This is a genomic window from Curtobacterium sp. PsM8, from assembly GCF_030433875.1.
In the GTDB taxonomy this organism is placed as follows: domain Bacteria; phylum Actinomycetota; class Actinomycetes; order Actinomycetales; family Microbacteriaceae; genus Curtobacterium.
The window spans coordinates 12,846-28,979 of record NZ_JARUXD010000044.1 but is presented as its reverse complement, the minus strand read 5'-3'; the positions used below and the strand labels follow the sequence as shown (position 1 = coordinate 28,979).

At 71.6% G+C, this 16,134-nt stretch carries 12 protein-coding genes; 8 read left to right on the top strand and 4 right to left on the bottom strand.

The genetic code is table 11. The annotated features are described in order from the left end of the window. Positions 1-122: 122 nt before the first annotated feature. Positions 123-944 carry a 16S rRNA (cytidine(1402)-2'-O)-methyltransferase gene (gene rsmI, locus QCD68_RS11380; RefSeq protein ID WP_253464358.1) on the bottom strand — a complete coding sequence of 274 codons (822 nt, stop codon included), beginning with the start codon at positions 942-944 and terminating at the stop codon, positions 123-125. A gap of 79 nt (positions 945-1,023) precedes the next feature. Here rsmI and QCD68_RS11375 point away from each other — a divergent pair, with 79 nt between their 5' ends. Beyond that, positions 1,024-2,655, top strand: coding sequence for a dolichyl-phosphate-mannose--protein mannosyltransferase (locus QCD68_RS11375; protein WP_301223088.1), 1,632 nt, complete (start codon positions 1,024-1,026; stop codon positions 2,653-2,655). 335 nt (positions 2,656-2,990) lie between these two features. On the opposite strand, the gene QCD68_RS11370 is transcribed toward QCD68_RS11375, so the two are convergent. After that, entirely contained in the window at positions 2,991-3,650 is a 660-nt protein-coding gene (locus QCD68_RS11370) for a TetR/AcrR family transcriptional regulator (protein WP_221849189.1), read from the bottom strand. A gap of 166 nt (positions 3,651-3,816) precedes the next feature. Here QCD68_RS11370 and QCD68_RS11365 point away from each other — a divergent pair, with 166 nt between their 5' ends. The 6 genes from QCD68_RS11365 to hrpA all read left to right on the top strand — a co-directional run bounded on the left by QCD68_RS11365 (position 3,817) and on the right by hrpA (position 14,068). Then, the gene (locus tag QCD68_RS11365; protein ID WP_301223087.1) at positions 3,817-5,388 is read left to right on the top strand and encodes an MFS transporter; all 1,572 of its coding nucleotides are present in this window, start codon (positions 3,817-3,819) and stop codon (positions 5,386-5,388) included. Between the two features lie 229 nt (positions 5,389-5,617). Then, the gene (locus QCD68_RS11360; protein ID WP_301223086.1) at positions 5,618-6,463 is read left to right on the top strand and encodes a sulfurtransferase; all 846 of its coding nucleotides are present in this window, start codon (positions 5,618-5,620) and stop codon (positions 6,461-6,463) included. Between the two features lie 114 nt (positions 6,464-6,577). Beyond that, positions 6,578-7,645, top strand: coding sequence for an NAD-dependent epimerase/dehydratase family protein (locus QCD68_RS11355; RefSeq protein ID WP_301223085.1), 1,068 nt, complete (start codon positions 6,578-6,580; stop codon positions 7,643-7,645). 28 nt (positions 7,646-7,673) lie between these two features. Then, entirely contained in the window at positions 7,674-8,216 is a 543-nt protein-coding gene (locus tag QCD68_RS11350; protein ID WP_301223084.1) for an AAA family ATPase, read from the top strand. Between the two features lie 121 nt (positions 8,217-8,337). Next, the gene (locus tag QCD68_RS11345; RefSeq protein ID WP_301223083.1) at positions 8,338-10,194 is read left to right on the top strand and encodes a thioredoxin domain-containing protein; all 1,857 of its coding nucleotides are present in this window, start codon (positions 8,338-8,340) and stop codon (positions 10,192-10,194) included. Positions 10,195-10,228: 34 nt separating this feature from the next. Beyond that, a complete protein-coding gene (gene hrpA / locus QCD68_RS11340) occupies positions 10,229-14,068 on the top strand; it encodes an ATP-dependent RNA helicase HrpA (protein WP_301223082.1) in 3,840 nt (1,279 codons plus the stop codon). Positions 14,069-14,118: 50 nt separating this feature from the next. On the opposite strand, the gene QCD68_RS11335 is transcribed toward hrpA, so the two are convergent. After that, positions 14,119-15,033: a hypothetical protein gene (locus tag QCD68_RS11335; protein ID WP_301223081.1), complete on the bottom strand. Its 915-nt coding sequence runs from the start codon at positions 15,031-15,033 to the stop codon at positions 14,119-14,121. A 47-nt stretch (positions 15,034-15,080) separates the two neighbouring features. Here QCD68_RS11335 and QCD68_RS11330 point away from each other — a divergent pair, with 47 nt between their 5' ends. Beyond that, entirely contained in the window at positions 15,081-15,449 is a 369-nt protein-coding gene (locus tag QCD68_RS11330; RefSeq protein WP_301223080.1) for a VOC family protein, read from the top strand. Positions 15,450-15,459: 10 nt separating this feature from the next. Here the strand turns inward: QCD68_RS11330 and QCD68_RS11325 are convergent, their stop codons facing one another. Further along, positions 15,460-16,065, bottom strand: coding sequence for a YbaK/EbsC family protein (locus tag QCD68_RS11325; protein WP_301223079.1), 606 nt, complete (start codon positions 16,063-16,065; stop codon positions 15,460-15,462). Positions 16,066-16,134 lie beyond the last annotated feature (69 nt).

Genomic DNA, 16,134 nt, shown 5'->3' with positions numbered 1-16,134 from the left:
CCGACAACCCTCCGGCCCCCCCCCCCCCCGGGCCGGGGGGCCCCCCGGCCCGGGCCACACCGGCCGGGGCGCCCGGGGGGGCCCCCCCCCGGGGCCTCCCGTCCGACAGGTGTCGGGTCCGGTCAGCGTGCGGCGAGCGCACCCTCGTAGAGGTCCCGCTTGGACAGCCCGGTCGCGTCGGCGACCGCTGCGGCGGCTTCCTTCATGCGTGCGCCAGCGGCCACGCGCTCGAGGACCAGGCGCACGCCGTCCTCGATCGTGGCGTCCTCACCCGACCCGGACGAACCGGCGACGACGACGCAGATCTCGCCGCGGACGCCGTCGGCCGCCCACTCGGTCAACTCGGCGAGGGTCCCGCGTCGGATCTCCTCGTGCATCTTCGTGAGCTCCCGGCAGACCGCGGCGCGCCGGTCGGCTCCGAACCCGGCGGCCATGTCGCCGAGCGTGTCGGCGATCCGGTGCGGCGACTCGAAGAAGACCATGGTCCGCTGCTCCCCCGCCAGCGCGGCGAAGACACGACGACGCTCGCCGCCCTTGCGGGTCGGGAAGCCCTCGAACGTGAACCGGTCCGTCGGCAGTCCCGACAGCGCGAGGGCGGTGAGGACGGCACTCGGGCCGGGGATCGCGGTGACGGTGACGCCCGCGGCGGCGGCGGCCTCCACCAACGGGAAGCCGGGGTCGCTGATGGCGGGCATGCCCGCGTCGGTCAGCACGACGACGTCGTCCTCGCGCGCCAGTTCGACGACCTCGGCCGCACGCTCCCGCTCGTTGTGCTCGTGCAGCGCGATGAGCCGCGGGCGGTTCTCGATGCCGAGTGCGCGCATCAGGTGGATCGCGGTCCGGGTGTCCTCGGCGGCGACGACGGAGGCGTTCGACAGCGTCTCCACGAGTCGACGGGAGGCATCACCGAGGTTGCCGATGGGGGTTGCTGCGAGGACGATCACGACCCCATTGTCGTCGTCGTGGCCGTGCCCTGTGGACGGCGTGGGCCAGCGGCGAGGTCGCGTCCGTATGATGCTGCGGATGACCACGGACCTGGCCGACCTGCAGAAGACCGTGCCGGACGTCCCACGTGGCTCGCGGCTCGACGACTGGTGGGGCCGCGTGCTGTCCGTCGGCTGGCGGGTCGCCGCCTGGCGCTGGGGCGGTCCGATCGCGGTGACCGTGCTGGCGGCGCTGCTCCGACTGGTCGACCTGGGCCGGCCGCACACGCTCGTGTTCGACGAGACGTACTACGTCAAGGACAGCTGGTCCCTGGTGCACCTCGGGTACGAGGGCACGTGGCCGGCGAACCCGACCGGCGACGGCGCGACGACGACCGACCAACGGTTCGCCGACGGGCAGACCGACATCTACTCGCGCGCCGCGGAGTTCATCGCACACCCGCCGCTCGGCAAGTACCTCATCGGCCTCGGCATGCTGCTCTTCGGGCCGGACAACGCATTCGGCTGGCGGTTCACGGTCGCGGTCCTCGGCATCGCCACCGTCTTCCTCACCGCGGTGATCGCCCGCTCGCTGTTCCGCTCGACCTTCATCGGGACGCTGGCCGGCGGCTTCCTGGCGGTGGACGGGCAGGCGATCGTGATGTCGCGGGTGTCGCTGCTCGACGGCATCGTCACGTTCTTCGTCGTGCTCGGCTTCGGCGCGCTCCTGCTGGACCGGCGGTCGTCGGCCCGACAGCTCGACCGGTGGATCGACCGGAAGGCCGCAGCCGGCCGGCCGACGCTCTGGGGTCCGGTGCTGTGGCGGCGGCCCTGGCTGGTCGCGATGGGCTTCTCGCTCGGACTCGCGACGGCGACGAAGTGGACCGGGCTGTACTTCCTGGCGTTCTTCGCCGTGTACTCGGTCGTCAGCGACATGCTGCTGCGCCGTCGGGCCGGTGTGGCCTTCTGGTCGTCGAGCGCCGCGCTGCAGCAGGCCCCGGTGACGTTCCTGCTCACCGTGCCGATCGCGGCCGTGACCTACGTGGCGTCGTGGACGGGGTGGTTCCTGACCCGCGGCGGCTGGGACCGGAACTGGATCGGGACCGGTGGGCAGCGCTGGACCGGCGTGCTCGCCTGGGTGCCCGACAGCCTGCAGAACTGGTGGCACTACCAGGCAGAGATCTACGGCTTCAACATCGGCCTGCACACGCCGCACTCGTACCAGGCGAACCCGCTGCTCTGGCTCCTCATGCAACGGCCGACCTCGATGTACTACGTCGGGGTCGACGCGGGCCAGGACGGCTGCGCGGCCGACCGCTGCGGAGCGGCGATCACCGGCATCGCGAACCCGTTCGTCTGGTACGCCTCGGTGATCGCGGCCGTGGTGCTGCTCGTGCTGCTCGTCACCCGGCGGCGGTGGGAGTACGGCATCGTGCTGATGGGCATCGCCGCGGGGTACCTGCCGTGGCTGATGTACCTCGACCGCACGGTCTTCCAGTTCTACACGATCGCCTTCGAGCCCTTCCTCGTGATGGCACTGGCTGCCGTGATCGGGCACCTGCTCGGGTCACGGCAGGACCCACGGGCACGGCGGACCCGGGCGCTGATCTGGCTCGGGGTCTACCTGGTGGTCGTGGTGCTCGCGTCGGCCTACTGGTACCCCCTGTGGTCGGCGATCCAGGCGCCGTGGGACTTCATCCGGTCCCACTACTGGCTGCCCAGCTGGTTGTAGGCGGGCACGCGCTCGTCGCGCGGGCGATCGGGTCCGGACCACCGGACGGGAGGCCCGCTGCCAGGCCGCCACGGGCCTCCCGTCCGACACGCACCGCCGTTAGCACGCCCGTCCGGTGGCACGGTGGTCCGGAACCGGCGGCTTGGGCCCGGTCCGGAGCGGGGCGAGCGGTCACGACACCCAGCCCGCTGCCTGCGAGTGGTCACGAACCGTCGGTTCGGCGCGCCTGAGTCGACGGTTCTCGACCGGTCGGCGGACGTGAACGGTGGGTCGTGACCAGTCGGCAGCCCGGTGACGGCGGACGCCGACGGACTTGAGCGGTGTGTCGTGACCGGTCAGGACTGGGCGTGCAGGGCGCGTTCGATGGTCTCGCGGTCAAGGGGGTCGCCGAGCATGCCGTCCGGTTCGGCCGGCGGCAGGACGCCGTCGATGACGACCTTGGCGTAGCGACGCCAGGCGTCCGGGTCGTGGGCGCGGGTCGCGTCGGCGACGGCGCCGATCATCGTGGTCAGCATCGGCAGGTCGCGGTAGTCGAAGCCGTCGCGGACGACCCCGGCGTCGCGCGCGCGGCCGATGATCGTGGAGACCTGGCGTTCGAGCCGGTCGCGCTCGTGCACGATCGACGGCCGGGCCTTGCCGGCTCGGACGATCGCGTCGGCGAGGGCGCGGTCCCGCGCCCGGAACTCGAACACGCCCATCAGGTAGAGGCGGAGCGACTCGCGCGGGTCGATCTCGGCGGCGGCGCGTTCGGCCGCGGCGTTCATGGCCTCGAACTTCGTCGCGAGCAGGGCCTCGATCAGGGAGTCCTTGTCGGCGAAGCGTCGGTAGACCGTGCCGACGCCGACGCCGGCTTCGTGCGCGATGTCGTTCAGCGTCACGGACAGTCCGCGCTCGGCGAAGCACTTGCGTGCGGTCTGGAGGATCAGCTCGCGGTTGCGTGCCGCGTCGGCTCGGAGAGGCCGTTCGAGGTCGGCGTGCTGATCGGTGGTGCTCACGGTGACGACCGTAGTTGAACTTTCTGGGAACAAGCGGATGCGCTCGCTCCGTTTTGGTCTACAGTGGTCCGAAGCGGATGCCTGGCATCCGGTTCCACCACACCATTACAGCGCCCGACGGCGCGCGCTGCGAACACCCTCCACCCCTTCTCGAAGGAGGTCTGTCGTGACGGCAGAACAGACAGCGCCCGCACCCACCGGTTCGGCGCCCACGACATCCGATGCCACCGCATCCGGTGCTCCGGCGTCCGGTGCCACCGCACCGCGCAAGGACCACCGCTGGATCACCCTGGCGGTCATCGCCCTCGCGCAGCTCATGGTCGTGCTCGACGCGACCATCGTGAACATCGCGCTGCCCTCGGCGCAGCAGGACCTCGGGTTCGGGACCGACCAGCGACAGTGGGTCGTCACGGCCTACTCGCTGGCGTTCGGCTCCCTGCTGCTGCTCGGCGGCCGACTCGGTGACCTCTTCGGCCGCAAGAACACCTTCATCATCGGGCTCGTCGGGTTCGCCCTGGCCTCGGTGCTCGGTGGCCTGGCCGACTCGTTCGGTCTGCTCGTCGCCGCCCGTGCACTGCAGGGTGCCTTCGGCGCGCTGCTCGCCCCGTCCGCACTCGGCATGCTGACGACGACCTTCCGGGACCCGAAGGAACGCGGCCGTGCGTTCGGCATCTTCGGCTCGATCGCCGGTTCCGGTGCGGCCATCGGCCTGCTGCTCGGTGGCGTCCTGACCGAGTACACGTCGTGGCGCTGGTGCCTCTACGTCAACGTCGTCTTCGCCGTGCTCGGGGTCATCGGTGCGCTGGTCTTCATGGTGAAGCCCCCGAAGGCCGACCGCCCCCGCATCGACGTCCTCGGTGTCCTCACGATCACCCTCGGGCTGGTCGGCGTCGTCTACGGCTTCTCGAACGCCGAGACCAACGGCTGGGACGACCCCGTCACGATCGCGATGCTCGCCGTCGGTGTCGTGCTGATCGCGGCCTTCGTGTTCATCGAGACCCGCGTCGCACACCCGCTACTGCCCCTGCGTGTCGTGCTCGACCGTGACCGCGGTGGCTCGTTCGTCGCGATCGGCCTCGTGGCGATCGGCATGTTCGGGATCTTCCTGTTCCTGACCTACTACCTCGAGCAGACCCTCGGCTTCTCGGCGCTGCAGACCGGCCTGGCGTTCCTCCCGATGCCGCTGTCGATCATGATCTCCGCGACGCAGATCGGCGGCCGCCTGCTGCCCCGCGTCGGCCCGAAGATCCTGATCTTCGCCGGTGGCCTCGTCGCCGCGACCGGGCTCCTGCTGCTGCTCCGCACGGACCTCGACAGCTCCTACGCGGGCACCGTCCTGCCGGCGCTGATCGTCATCGGGCTCGGCATGGGCACGATCTTCTCGTCCGCGATGAACACCGCGACGACCGGTGTGGCCCGCTCCGACGCCGGTGTGGCCTCCGCGACCGTCAACACCATGCAGCAGATCGGTGGCTCGATCGGGACGGCGCTGCTGTCGACGATCTTCGCCGACGTCGTGAAGAACAGCCTCTCCGGGCTGAACGCAGCGCCCACGAAGCTGCAGCAGGCGCAGGCCACGCTCGACGGCTACCACGCGGCCTTCGGCATCTCGGCCGGCGTGCTCGTGCTCGTCGCGATCGCCAGCGGGTTGCTCATCAACCGGCAGTCGGTCCGTCTGGCACGCCTCGCTCGTGCCGGCTCGGACACGACCGGCAGCGTCCCGGTCGCCGCGCACTGAGCGGACCCCAGCACAGCACAGCACAGCACCACGGCGAACGCCGGTCGGCCCCGCAGCATCACGCGGAGCGGGCCGGCGTTCGTCGTGTCGCAGGCCGCCGCCCTGCTCTGCAGGCCGCCGTCCTGTTGCAGGCCACATCGCGCTGCCGTCGGTCGCGCGGCCCGCTCCCTGTGTCGGACTGTTGCTGAATCTCTGTCATCAGTCGGAGGTCTCGATTAGCGTTTGGCTCATGGCACCCGTCCTGACCTCGCCGCTCGTGTCGACGCAGTGGCTCGCCGACCACCTGGGTGCGGACGACCTCCTCGTCCTCGACGCCTCGGTGCACACGGACGGCATCGGCTTCGACATGTCGTGGCACTCCGCCCGCGACGCCCACGAACGTCGCGGACACGTCCCGGGTGCCGTCTACGCCGACCTCATCGACGAGTTCTCGGCTACCGAGGCAGACCTGCCGCTCACCCGTCCCGGGGTCGACCGCTTTGAGTCCGCAGCCCGCGCGCTCGGGGTGAGCCGAGCCTCCACGGTCGTGGTCTACGACGACGGCATCGGTGAGTGGAGCGCTCGCCTGTGGTGGATCTTCCGGTCCTTCGGCTTCGACGCCGTCGCCGTGCTCGACGGCGGCTTCCCGAAGTGGCGCGACGAGGGTCGCCCGGTCCGCATCGGCGCGCTGTCCCGCACGCCCCGACCGTCCGCGGACGCGTTCGTCGCGGGAGAAGAGCGTCCGCTCTGGGCCGACCGCGCGCGGGTCCTCCGTGCGGTCGACGGGTCCGAACCTGCTGCGCTCGTCATGGCTGCCGACCCGGCCGTCCTGGGCCACGACCACCCGCCGATCGTCCCGGGCAGCACCACCATCGGTGTCCGTGCGCTGCTCGACGGGTCGAACGCGCTCCTCCGGCAGCCCGAGCTGAAGCGGGCCCTCGCACCGGTCCTCTCGGCGGACGAGGTCGTGACCTACTGCGGTGTCGGCAGCGCCTCGTGCGTGGACGCCCTGGCCCTCACGGTGCTCGGCCACCAGAAGGTCCGTGTCTACGACGGGTCGCTCGCCGAGTGGTGGCGGGAGCCGATCGCTTCCTGACCGGCCGACGCCCCCTGCTCGGCTGGCGCAGCCCGTCCCACGGCGGGCTGGCGCTGCCCGTCCCCTTGCTCGGCTGGCGCTGCCCGTCTCCCGCGGCGGGCTAGCGTTGCCAGCATGAGCAGCAGACGCGCGGTTGTCCTCGGCGGTACCGGCGGCATCGGGTCCCAGGTCGCCCGCGAACTCCTCGACGTGTCCGGCCGGGGCGGCGACGACTGGGAGGTCGAGGTCGTCTCCCGCACCGGTGGGCCGGTCGCCGACGAACTGCTGGCCCGCGGTGCGGTCGGCCGTCCGGGAGACCGACGCGACACCGCGTTCCTGCGGAACCTGCTGCGTCCCGGCGCGGACTTGCTCGTCGACACGGTCGGCGTGACCCGCGACGATGCCCTGCAGCTGGCCCCGTTCCTCGACGACGTCGGGTCGACCGTGTTCGTCTCGTCCAAGGCGGTCTACGCCGACGAGCAGGGGCGGCACGCGAACGCTCTGGACAAGCCGGTGTTCGGCGGCGCGGTCACCGAACTCCAGCCCACGGTGGCCCCGGGCGACGCCGACCCGACGAGCCGCGACGGGTACGGCGCCGCGAAGGTCGCCGCCGAACAGGTCCTGCTCGACCACGGTGCCCCCGTCACGGTCCTGCGTCCGTCGAAGGTGTACGGCGTCGGCATCGGCCGGCCCCGCGAGTGGTTCGTCGTGCGTCGGGTGCTCGACGGCCGCGAGCGCATCCTGCTCGCTGACGAGGGCCGCGGCGTCGACCACACCACGGCGGCGGCGGGCATCGCGTCCCTGGTCCGACTCGTCGCCGACGCACCCGACCGCCGGATCCTCAACGTCGCCGACGACACGGCGCCCAGCGTCCTCGAGATCGTCCGCACCGTCGGCGGCCACCTCGGCCACACGTTCGACGAGGTCCTGCTCGGCGAGGACGCCCCCGCGTTCGTCGGCCTCACGCCGTGGTCCGTGCCGTCGCCGTTCGTGCTCGACACCACCGCAGCCCGGTCTCTCGGCTGGGTGCCGCCGCGCTTCGCGGACGCGGTCGTGCCGGAGATCGACTGGCTGGTCGAGACCGCGCACCGTACGCCGGCCGACGGTGACGTCCCGTGGGCCGCGGACCCTTTCTGGGACCGGATGTTCGACTACGGGCCGGAGGACGCGGCGATGGTGCTGCTGTCGCTCGGGCTCGACTGACGCCGGACTCGGCAGGGGCGCACACACCATGTCGACCACGACCCGTCCGGAGGTCCTGCTGATCGGCGGCCGGTCCGGCGTCGGCAAATCGACGACCGCTGTCGCCCTCCACGAGTTGCTCGCGGGAGCCGGAGTCCGGCACGTCGTCATCGAGGGCGACTTCCTCGACCTCGCGTGGCCGCCACCGCACCAGGAGCACCCTGAGGCTCAGCTGGCCGCGCGGAACCTCGCCGCCGTGTGGGCGAACATGCGAGCGTTGGGGCACCATCGGCTCGTCTTCACGAACACCGTCTCCGTCCTCGGGGCCGCCGTGCTCGCGGACGCGATCGGTGAGGACCCCCTCGTCACCGCAGTGCTGCTGCGCGCCGGGGACGACGTGGTGGCGGACCGTCTCGGCCGACGAGCCGGCGGTGCGGCTGCCCTCGACGAGATCCGCCACAGCGCGGAGACCGCACGGCACCTCGACCATGCCGTCGCCGACGACGTCGTCCGAGTCGAGACGGACGGACGGACACCGGCAGACATCGCGCAGGACCTCGGCCGCCTGACCGGGTGGCTCGCGCTGGGCTGACGGGCTGGCTGGCCTGACTGCCCGCTCTGCCTGGTCGCACGGGGGCTGTGGACAGCGGCGGCTCCTCCACAGATCGGCCTGGAGGCCCGCCCACACAGGGCGCGCGGGGCACGCTGGGTGCATGAACGACAACCGGCTCGGGACCGCCGTCAGCCCCTACCTCCGCCAGCACGCCGCCAACCCGGTGGACTGGCGTGAGTGGGGAGCGGACGCCTTCGCCGAGGCGCGGGAGCGTGACGTGCCCGTCCTGGTGTCGATCGGCTACGCCACGTGCCACTGGTGTCACGTCATGGCGCGCGAGAGTTTCTCCGACCCGGAGATCGGCGCGATGCTCCGACAGGACTTCGTCGCCGTGAAGGTGGACCGTGAAGAGCGGCCCGACGTCGACTCGAGCGCGATGGCCGCGGCGAGCGCCTTCACGGAACAGCTCGGGTGGCCGTTGACGGTCTTCATGACGCCGGACGCGCAGGTGTTCTACGCCGGCACCTACTACCCGCCGCAGCCGGTCGGCGAGCACCCGTCGTTCCGGCAGGTCACGGCGGCGGTGCTCGATGCGTGGCGGGACCGCCGGCACGAGGTCGACGCGAACGCGGCAGCCGTCGCGCGGGCGATCCGGCAGGGTGCCGAGGCGGACGCGGCATCCGCGCAGGCCGCGCAACCTGACGGGGGTGGGGCGGGCCTCCCGTCGGTCGATGCGGTCCTCAAGGTCGTGGCGGACCTCGAGCGCGCAGAAGACGCGACGTACGGCGGGTTCGGTGGAGCACCGAAGTTCCCGAACGCCCCGCTGCTCGAGTTCCTCGGCGACGCGGCCGCGGACGGCGACGGCGCTGCCGGCACGTTGCTCTCCCGCGCCTTGGACGCAATCGCCGGTTCGGAGCTGACCGACGCCGACGGCGGGGTGTTCCGGTACGCGACCCGTCGTGACTGGTCCGTCCCGCACTACGAGCGGATGCTCTACGACAACGCCGGGCTGCTCGCGGTGGCCGGCGCGGACCGGGCCCGGGGCATCGCGGACTTCCTCCGGGACACCCTGCGCCGACCGGACGGCGCCTTCGTGGCGGCACAGGACAGCGAGTCGACGATCGACGGCCGTCGGGTGGAGGGCGAGTGGTACCGGCTGCCCCGCGATGAACGCGCCCGGCTCGATCCGCCGCCGCTGGACGACCAGGTGCTCACCGGCTGGAACGGACTCGCGATCCGGGGGTTGGTCCTGGCCGGGATCCGCGCGGGCGACGACGAGATGACCGCGCTCGCCTGCGCGGCAGCCGATGCCGTGATCGACGGGCACCTCCGCGACGGCCACGTCGTCGTCCGGTCGAGCACGCCGCGCGGTGTGTCATCCGCGCCGGCGACCGTGGAGGACCTCGGGTTGTTCGCGGAGGGGCTGCTCGAACTCGCCCTCGCGACCGGTGATTTGCGGTACGCGACGACCGCCCTGACCCTGGTGCACGACGGACTCTCCGGCGCGCTCGAGGTCGACTCCGTCCTGGCTGCGGCGGGCACCGCGACCGGCGAGCAGCCGCAGACGGCCCTGCGATCGGGGACGGTGGCGCTGGCCGGTGCTGCGGCGACGCTGTCCGCCCTCACTGGTGACGACGAGCTCCGTCGCGCTGCCGAGCGGCTCGTCGCCGAGCGCGCCCGGACGGGTGTGGAGCGGCCGCTCGGGCACGCCGATGCCCTGGGTCTGGCGCTGGCGCTGCAGCGGCCCTCACGAGAGGTCGTCCTGGTGGCGGACCAGCGGTCGGACCCCACGGTCGCGGGCATGCTCGACGCCGTCCGGACCGCCCGACGTCCAGGAACACTCGTCGCCGTGCTCACACGAGCACAGGCGGCGGAGTGGGCCGCGGCGGGCTTCTCGCTGTTCGACGGCCGCGACGGACTCGACGGCGTGACCTACGTGTGCCACGACCGGGTGTGTGCGCTGCCGGTACGGAACGCGGACGACCTGCTGGGCCAGCTCAGTGTCCGGCACGGCTGAGCACGGCGCGCCCGGGCGGTATCCTGGAATGCTCATGTCGAATCCCCCCGTCATCACGTACCCGCCCGAGCTGCCCGTCTCGCAGCGGCGGGACGACATCGCCGCTGCGATCCGCGACAACCAGGTCGTCATCGTCGCCGGTGCCACCGGGTCGGGCAAGACGACGCAGCTGCCGAAGATCTGCCTCGAACTCGGGCGCGAGAGCATCGGCCACACCCAGCCCCGACGCATCGCGGCGCGCACGATCGCGGAACGGGTGTCGGAAGAACTCGGCGGCGAGCTCGGCGACCTCGTCGGCTACCAGGTGCGCTTCACCGACAAGGTCAGTGCCGCCACCCGGATCAAGGTGATGACCGACGGCATCCTGCTCAACGAGATCCACTTCGACCGCGACCTGAAGCGGTACGACACGATCATCATCGACGAGGCCCACGAGCGGTCCCTGACGATCGACTTCCTGCTCGGGTACCTCAAGCGGCTCCTCACCCGGCGCCCCGATCTCAAACTCATCATCACGAGTGCCACGATCGACCCGGGGTCCTTCTCCAAGCACTTCGACGATGCCCCGATCATCGAGGTCTCCGGCCGCACGTACCCGGTGGAGATCAGGTACAGGCCGCTCGTGGCCGAGGACACCGGCGACGACTCCGACGACGACGAGTCCGACTCCCGCACCGGCGACAGCGGCAGCAACGCCGACGACCGTGACACCCTGCAGGGCATCACCGACGCACTCGACGAACTCGCGCGGGAAGACCCGGGCGACGTCCTGGTGTTCCTGTCCGGCGAGAACGAGATCCGCGACGCGCAGGACGCCATCGAGGGCAAGCACTACCCGGGCACCGAGGTCCTCCCCCTCTACGGGCGCCTGTCCGCAGCGGACCAGCACCGGGTCTTCCAGCGGTCGAACACCCCGGGCCTCCGCCGCCGAGTCGTGCTCGCGACCAACGTCGCCGAGACCTCGCTGACCGTCCCCGGCATCAAGTACGTCGTCGACACCGGCACCGCCCGCATCTCGCGGTACTCCCCGCGGGCGAAGGTGCAGCGGCTGCCGATCGAGGCGATCTCGCAGGCGTCCGCCAACCAGCGCTCCGGCCGCGCCGGTCGCACGAGTGCGGGCATCGCGATCCGGCTCTACTCCGAGGACGACTTCGACCGCCGTCCGGAGTACACCGACCCGGAGATCCTCCGCACGAACCTGGCGGCCGTCATCCTGCAGATGATCTCGCTCGGCTTCGGGGACATCGAGTCGTTCCCGTTCCTGCAGCCTCCGGACTCCCGCGGTGTGAAGGACGGCCTGGACCTGCTCCGTGAGCTCCGTGCCGTCGACACCGAGGGTGCGATCACGAAGACCGGCAAGCAGCTCACCCGCCTGCCGATCGACCCGCGGCTCGGCCGGATGGTGCTCGAGGCGAGCCGGCAGGGTGTCGGTCGTGAGGTCATCGCGATCGTCTCGGCGCTGAGCATCCAGGACCCCCGCGAACGTCCGCTCGAGAAGCGTGCCCAGGCCGATCAGCTGCACAGTCGCTTCGCCGACCCGACCAGCGACTTCCTGACGCTGCTCGGCCTCTGGAACTACCTGGAAGAGAAGCAGGACGAGCTGTCGTCGAGCGCGTTCCGCCGGATGTGCAAGGCCGAGTTCCTCAACCACCTGCGGATCCGCGAGTGGCAGGACCTGTACCGCCAGCTCTCCCGCGCGGCCAAGCAGGTCGGCATCCACGTCGGCACGGAACGTAAAGACGACCCGGACTCGGTGCACCGCGCGCTGCTCGCGGGACTCCTCAGCCAGATCGGGCTGCGGGACCGCGAGAAGCGCGACTACCTCGGATCGCGCAACACCCGGTTCGTGGTCTTCCCCGGCAGCGTCCTGGCGAAGAAGCAGCCGGACGCCGTGATGGCCGCCGAACTCGTCGAGACCAGTCGACTGTTCGCCCGGACCGTCGGCCGCATCGACACCGCCTGGGTCGAACCGCTGGCAGGTGACCTGCTCAAGCGCACCTACGGCGAACCCCACTGGGAGAAGAAGCAGGGGGCCGTCGTCGCCTTCGAACGGGTGACCCTGTTCGGTGTCCCGATCGTGCAGCGCCGACGCGTGCAGTACAACCGGATCGACCCGGTGCACTCGCGTGAGCTGTTCATCCGGCACGCCCTGGTCGAGGGCGAGTGGGAGTCACAGCAGGCGTTCGACCGGTCGAACCGGAAGCTCCGCCGCGAACTCGAACAGCTCGAGGAGCGCACGCGACGCCGCGACATCCTGCTCGACGACGAGACGGTCGTCGAGTTCTACGACGCGCGGATCCCGGCCGAGATCGCCACCACCCGCGACTTCGAGGGCTGGTGGCGTCGGACCCGGCGTGACCAGCCGGACCTCCTCACCATGCGGCGCGAGGACCTGCTCGACGAGTCCGCTGCCTCCGCCGCCGAGGACGACGCCGAGTACCCGACCCAGTGGCGGAGCGGCGACCAGCGCCTCGCCGTCCGGTACCGCTTCGAGCCGGGCGCTGAGGACGACGGCGTCAGCGTGCAGGTGCCGCTCGCCGTCCTGCCGCGGATGCGCGAGGAGGGTTTCGACTGGCAGGTGCGCGGCCTCCGCAAGGAGCTGGTGACCGCGCTCATCAAGGCCCTGCCGAAGCAGATCCGGAAGAACGTCGTCCCGGCTGCCGACTGGGCCGAGAAGATCGTCACCGAACTCCCCGACGACGCCCCGACGACGCCGACCGAGAGCTTCCGCGCGACCCTGGCGAAGACGATCCAGCGGCTCGTGCACGTACCCGTGTCGGAGTCCGACTTCGACATGTCCCGGGTGCCGTCGCACCTGCTGCCCACCTACGCGGTCGTCGACGAACGCGGCCGTCGGGTCGAGGCCGGCAAGGACCTGTCCGCCCTGCAGACGAAGCTGAAGGACCGGACCCAGCAGAGCGTCGCCGCCGCCACGCAGCGGTCGGGAGGCTCGTCCCGCGTCGCCGACGCCGGTTCCGGCCGCCGCATCGAACGGTCCGGCCTCACCGCGTGGCCGGACCAGGACCTGCCCGAGGTCCTCGACACGAAGCAGGCGGGCGGCGTCATCCGCGCGTACCCGGCCCTGGTCGAGGAGGGCTCCGGCCCGAAGGCGACCGTCGGCGTGCAACTCCTCGCGACGCCGGGCGACCGCGCCGTGCAGATGCCGGCCGGGGTCCGACGCCTGGTGATGCTCGCCGTGCCCTCCCCGGTGTCGTACATCCAGCAGCACCTCACCGCCCAGGAGAAGCTCGCCTTGGCCGCGAGCCCGTACCCGTCGACGAACGCACTGTTCGACGACGTCCTGGCCGCCGTCGTCGACGCCGGGATCCGCCGGACGCACCCCGACGGGATGGTGTTCACGCGGGCGGCGTTCGACCAGGTGCGCGACACCGTGTCGTCGACGGTCGTCGACACGATGTTCACCGCCGTGTCCGAGGTCGCCGCCGTCCTGACCGCGCAGCGGAACGCCGAACGGGCGATGAAGCAGGCGACGAACATGGCGCTGCTGCCCGCGCTGTCGGACATGCGGCAGCAGATGGAGCGCCTGGTGTTCGCCGGGTTCGTCTCGGTGGCGGGGCTCGACCGGCTCCGACGCATCCGCGTGTACCTGCAGGGCATCGAGGCCCGCGTGACGAAGCTGCTGCAGAACCCGGGCCGTGACGCAAGCTGGATGCGCGAAGTCACCGGGGCCACCGAGCGCTACGTCGAGGCGGGTGGGGCCTTCCCGCCGTCGGTCGGCTCGCACCCGGAGCTCGTGCACGCACGCTGGATGCTCGAGGAGTTCCGCCTCAGTCTCTTCGCGCAGGAGCTCGGCACGGCGGAGACCGTGTCACTGCAGCGGATCACGAAGGCGCTGACCGCCGCCGGCCGCTGACACGCGCCGTCCCGCCGACCAGCTCCGGCGGTGCGGCGACGCTGTGGGCCTCACCCGCGGTCGGCCAGGCACTCGGTGCTGATGAACACCTCGCCGGAGGTCGTGGCGACGGCACGGACGGTCCACGGCGACGAGCCGTTCAGCTCCTCCGGATGCTCAGTACTCGGCGGATCCTGGCTGATGCCCGCACCCGACCAGAGCGCGGCCACGGCGTCGAACCGAGTCCGCTCCTCCGCTGTCGGTGCCGTCGGTGCAGTCGGTGCCGCCGTGGAACCCTCATCGGGGCGGCGGAGGTCGTAGATGAAGGAGGTGCCCGGCTCGTCGTTGCGGAGTGGGCACTCCTGCTTGGTCACCTCGGCGCCCGCGGGGTCCAGGTCCGACTGCAGGAGCGCAGCGGTGCGGGCACCCAGCTCCCGCAGCTCCCCGGCAGCGTCTCGGTCACCGAAGTGGCGTTCCGCCGCGGTGGCTGGCTGGGCGCGTCGCTGGGCGTGCTGGGCGGTGGTGCCGATCGCGCTGAGCAGCGCCGTTCCGTCCAACGCCCCGGCGATGCAGAGGACGACGATCGCCGCGATCATCGCTGCCGACGACCGGCTTCGGTCCTTCCGCCGTTCGCGGACCTCGACGACGAGCACGGCTGCCGGGATCCCGACGGCGATGGCGACGCCCAACAGGACGGCCAGCGTGGTGCCCGGGGTCGGCTCTCCGGACCCGAAGGTCTGCTGCAGGCTCGCCCCGAGTTGGAACGCGAAGCCCACGACGAGGGCAACCGGCATCAGCAACGCCACGACGACGCTCGACGACCGGTTGGTCATCCGTGTGGACTGGGAAGGCGGCGCCGGGGTCGTCCGGCCCGGGACGGCGGCGTCGAGACCGTAGGGACCCGGTGCACCCCGGTCCTCGTCCGGCTGCGACTCAGGACCGTCGTCCGGTCCGCGGTCGTGGTCGTGCTCACGTGCATCGTTCATGTTCCCCCCGAGACCCATCTTGCCGGACCAGGACTACGGTGACCGCCATGATCGGCACACTCGACGTCGTCGTCCTGGACTGCCCGGACACCCGCGCCCTCGCTCGTTTCTACGCCGAAGTCCTCGGCGGGGAGATCGTCGCCTACGACGAGGACTGGGCCGAGGTGGTCCTGCCCTTCGCCGGACACCGACCGTTGCTCGCCCTCCAGCGAGTCGACGGCTACCGAGCTCCGGACTGGCCGGGGCAGGACGTCCCGCAGCAGCTCCACCTCGACGTGAAGGTGGACGACCTCGACGTCGGAGAACAGGCAGTGCTGGCGATCGGCGCACAGGCGACCGGCGAGGGGACCGACACCTTCCGGGTCTACCTCGACCCGGCAGGGCACCCGTTCTGCCTGGTCCGCCCCCAGGGCTGACCCGCGCCGGTCAGGCCGATGGCGCCGGCTCGGCCGGCCCGGTCGGCGAGGCAGGCGAGGCGGGCGACGCGGGCGAGCCGGGCTCGACCGCCAGCCCCTCCACGACCTCGACCCGCGGCAGTTCGGCGAGCACCGCACCCGGCAGGAACAGCTTCGCCCCTCGGACGCCCGCGCCGATGACGACCTCGGGCGTCTCGAGCACCCGTGAGTCGACGTACACCGCCCAGTCCGCGGGCAGCCCGATCGGCGTGATCCCGCCGTACTCCATCCGGGTACGCTCGACCGCGTCGTCCATCGGCGCGAAGCTGACCTTCCGGGCGCCGAGCAGCCCCTTGACGGTCCGGTTGACGTCGAGCTTCGTGGACGCGAGCACCACGCACGCCGCGTAGGTCACGGTGTCGCCGCGCTTGCCCGCGACGACGATGCAGTTCGCGCCACCGGACACCGGGAAGCCGTAGGCCTCGGAGAACGCTGCCGTGTCGGCCAGGTCCGGGTCGATCGGCGACGCCTCGATCCGCTGCAGCACGGCGGAGGGCAGGGCGACCAGGGCCTCCGCGACGGGGATGGCGATGGAGCCGGTGGCGAGCAGGACGGGCATGCGGTTCAGCGTCGGCATCGCTCCACACTAGGGACGCCCACCACGACGACGTGTCAGCCGCAACCCGGACGAAGCGACACAAGACGA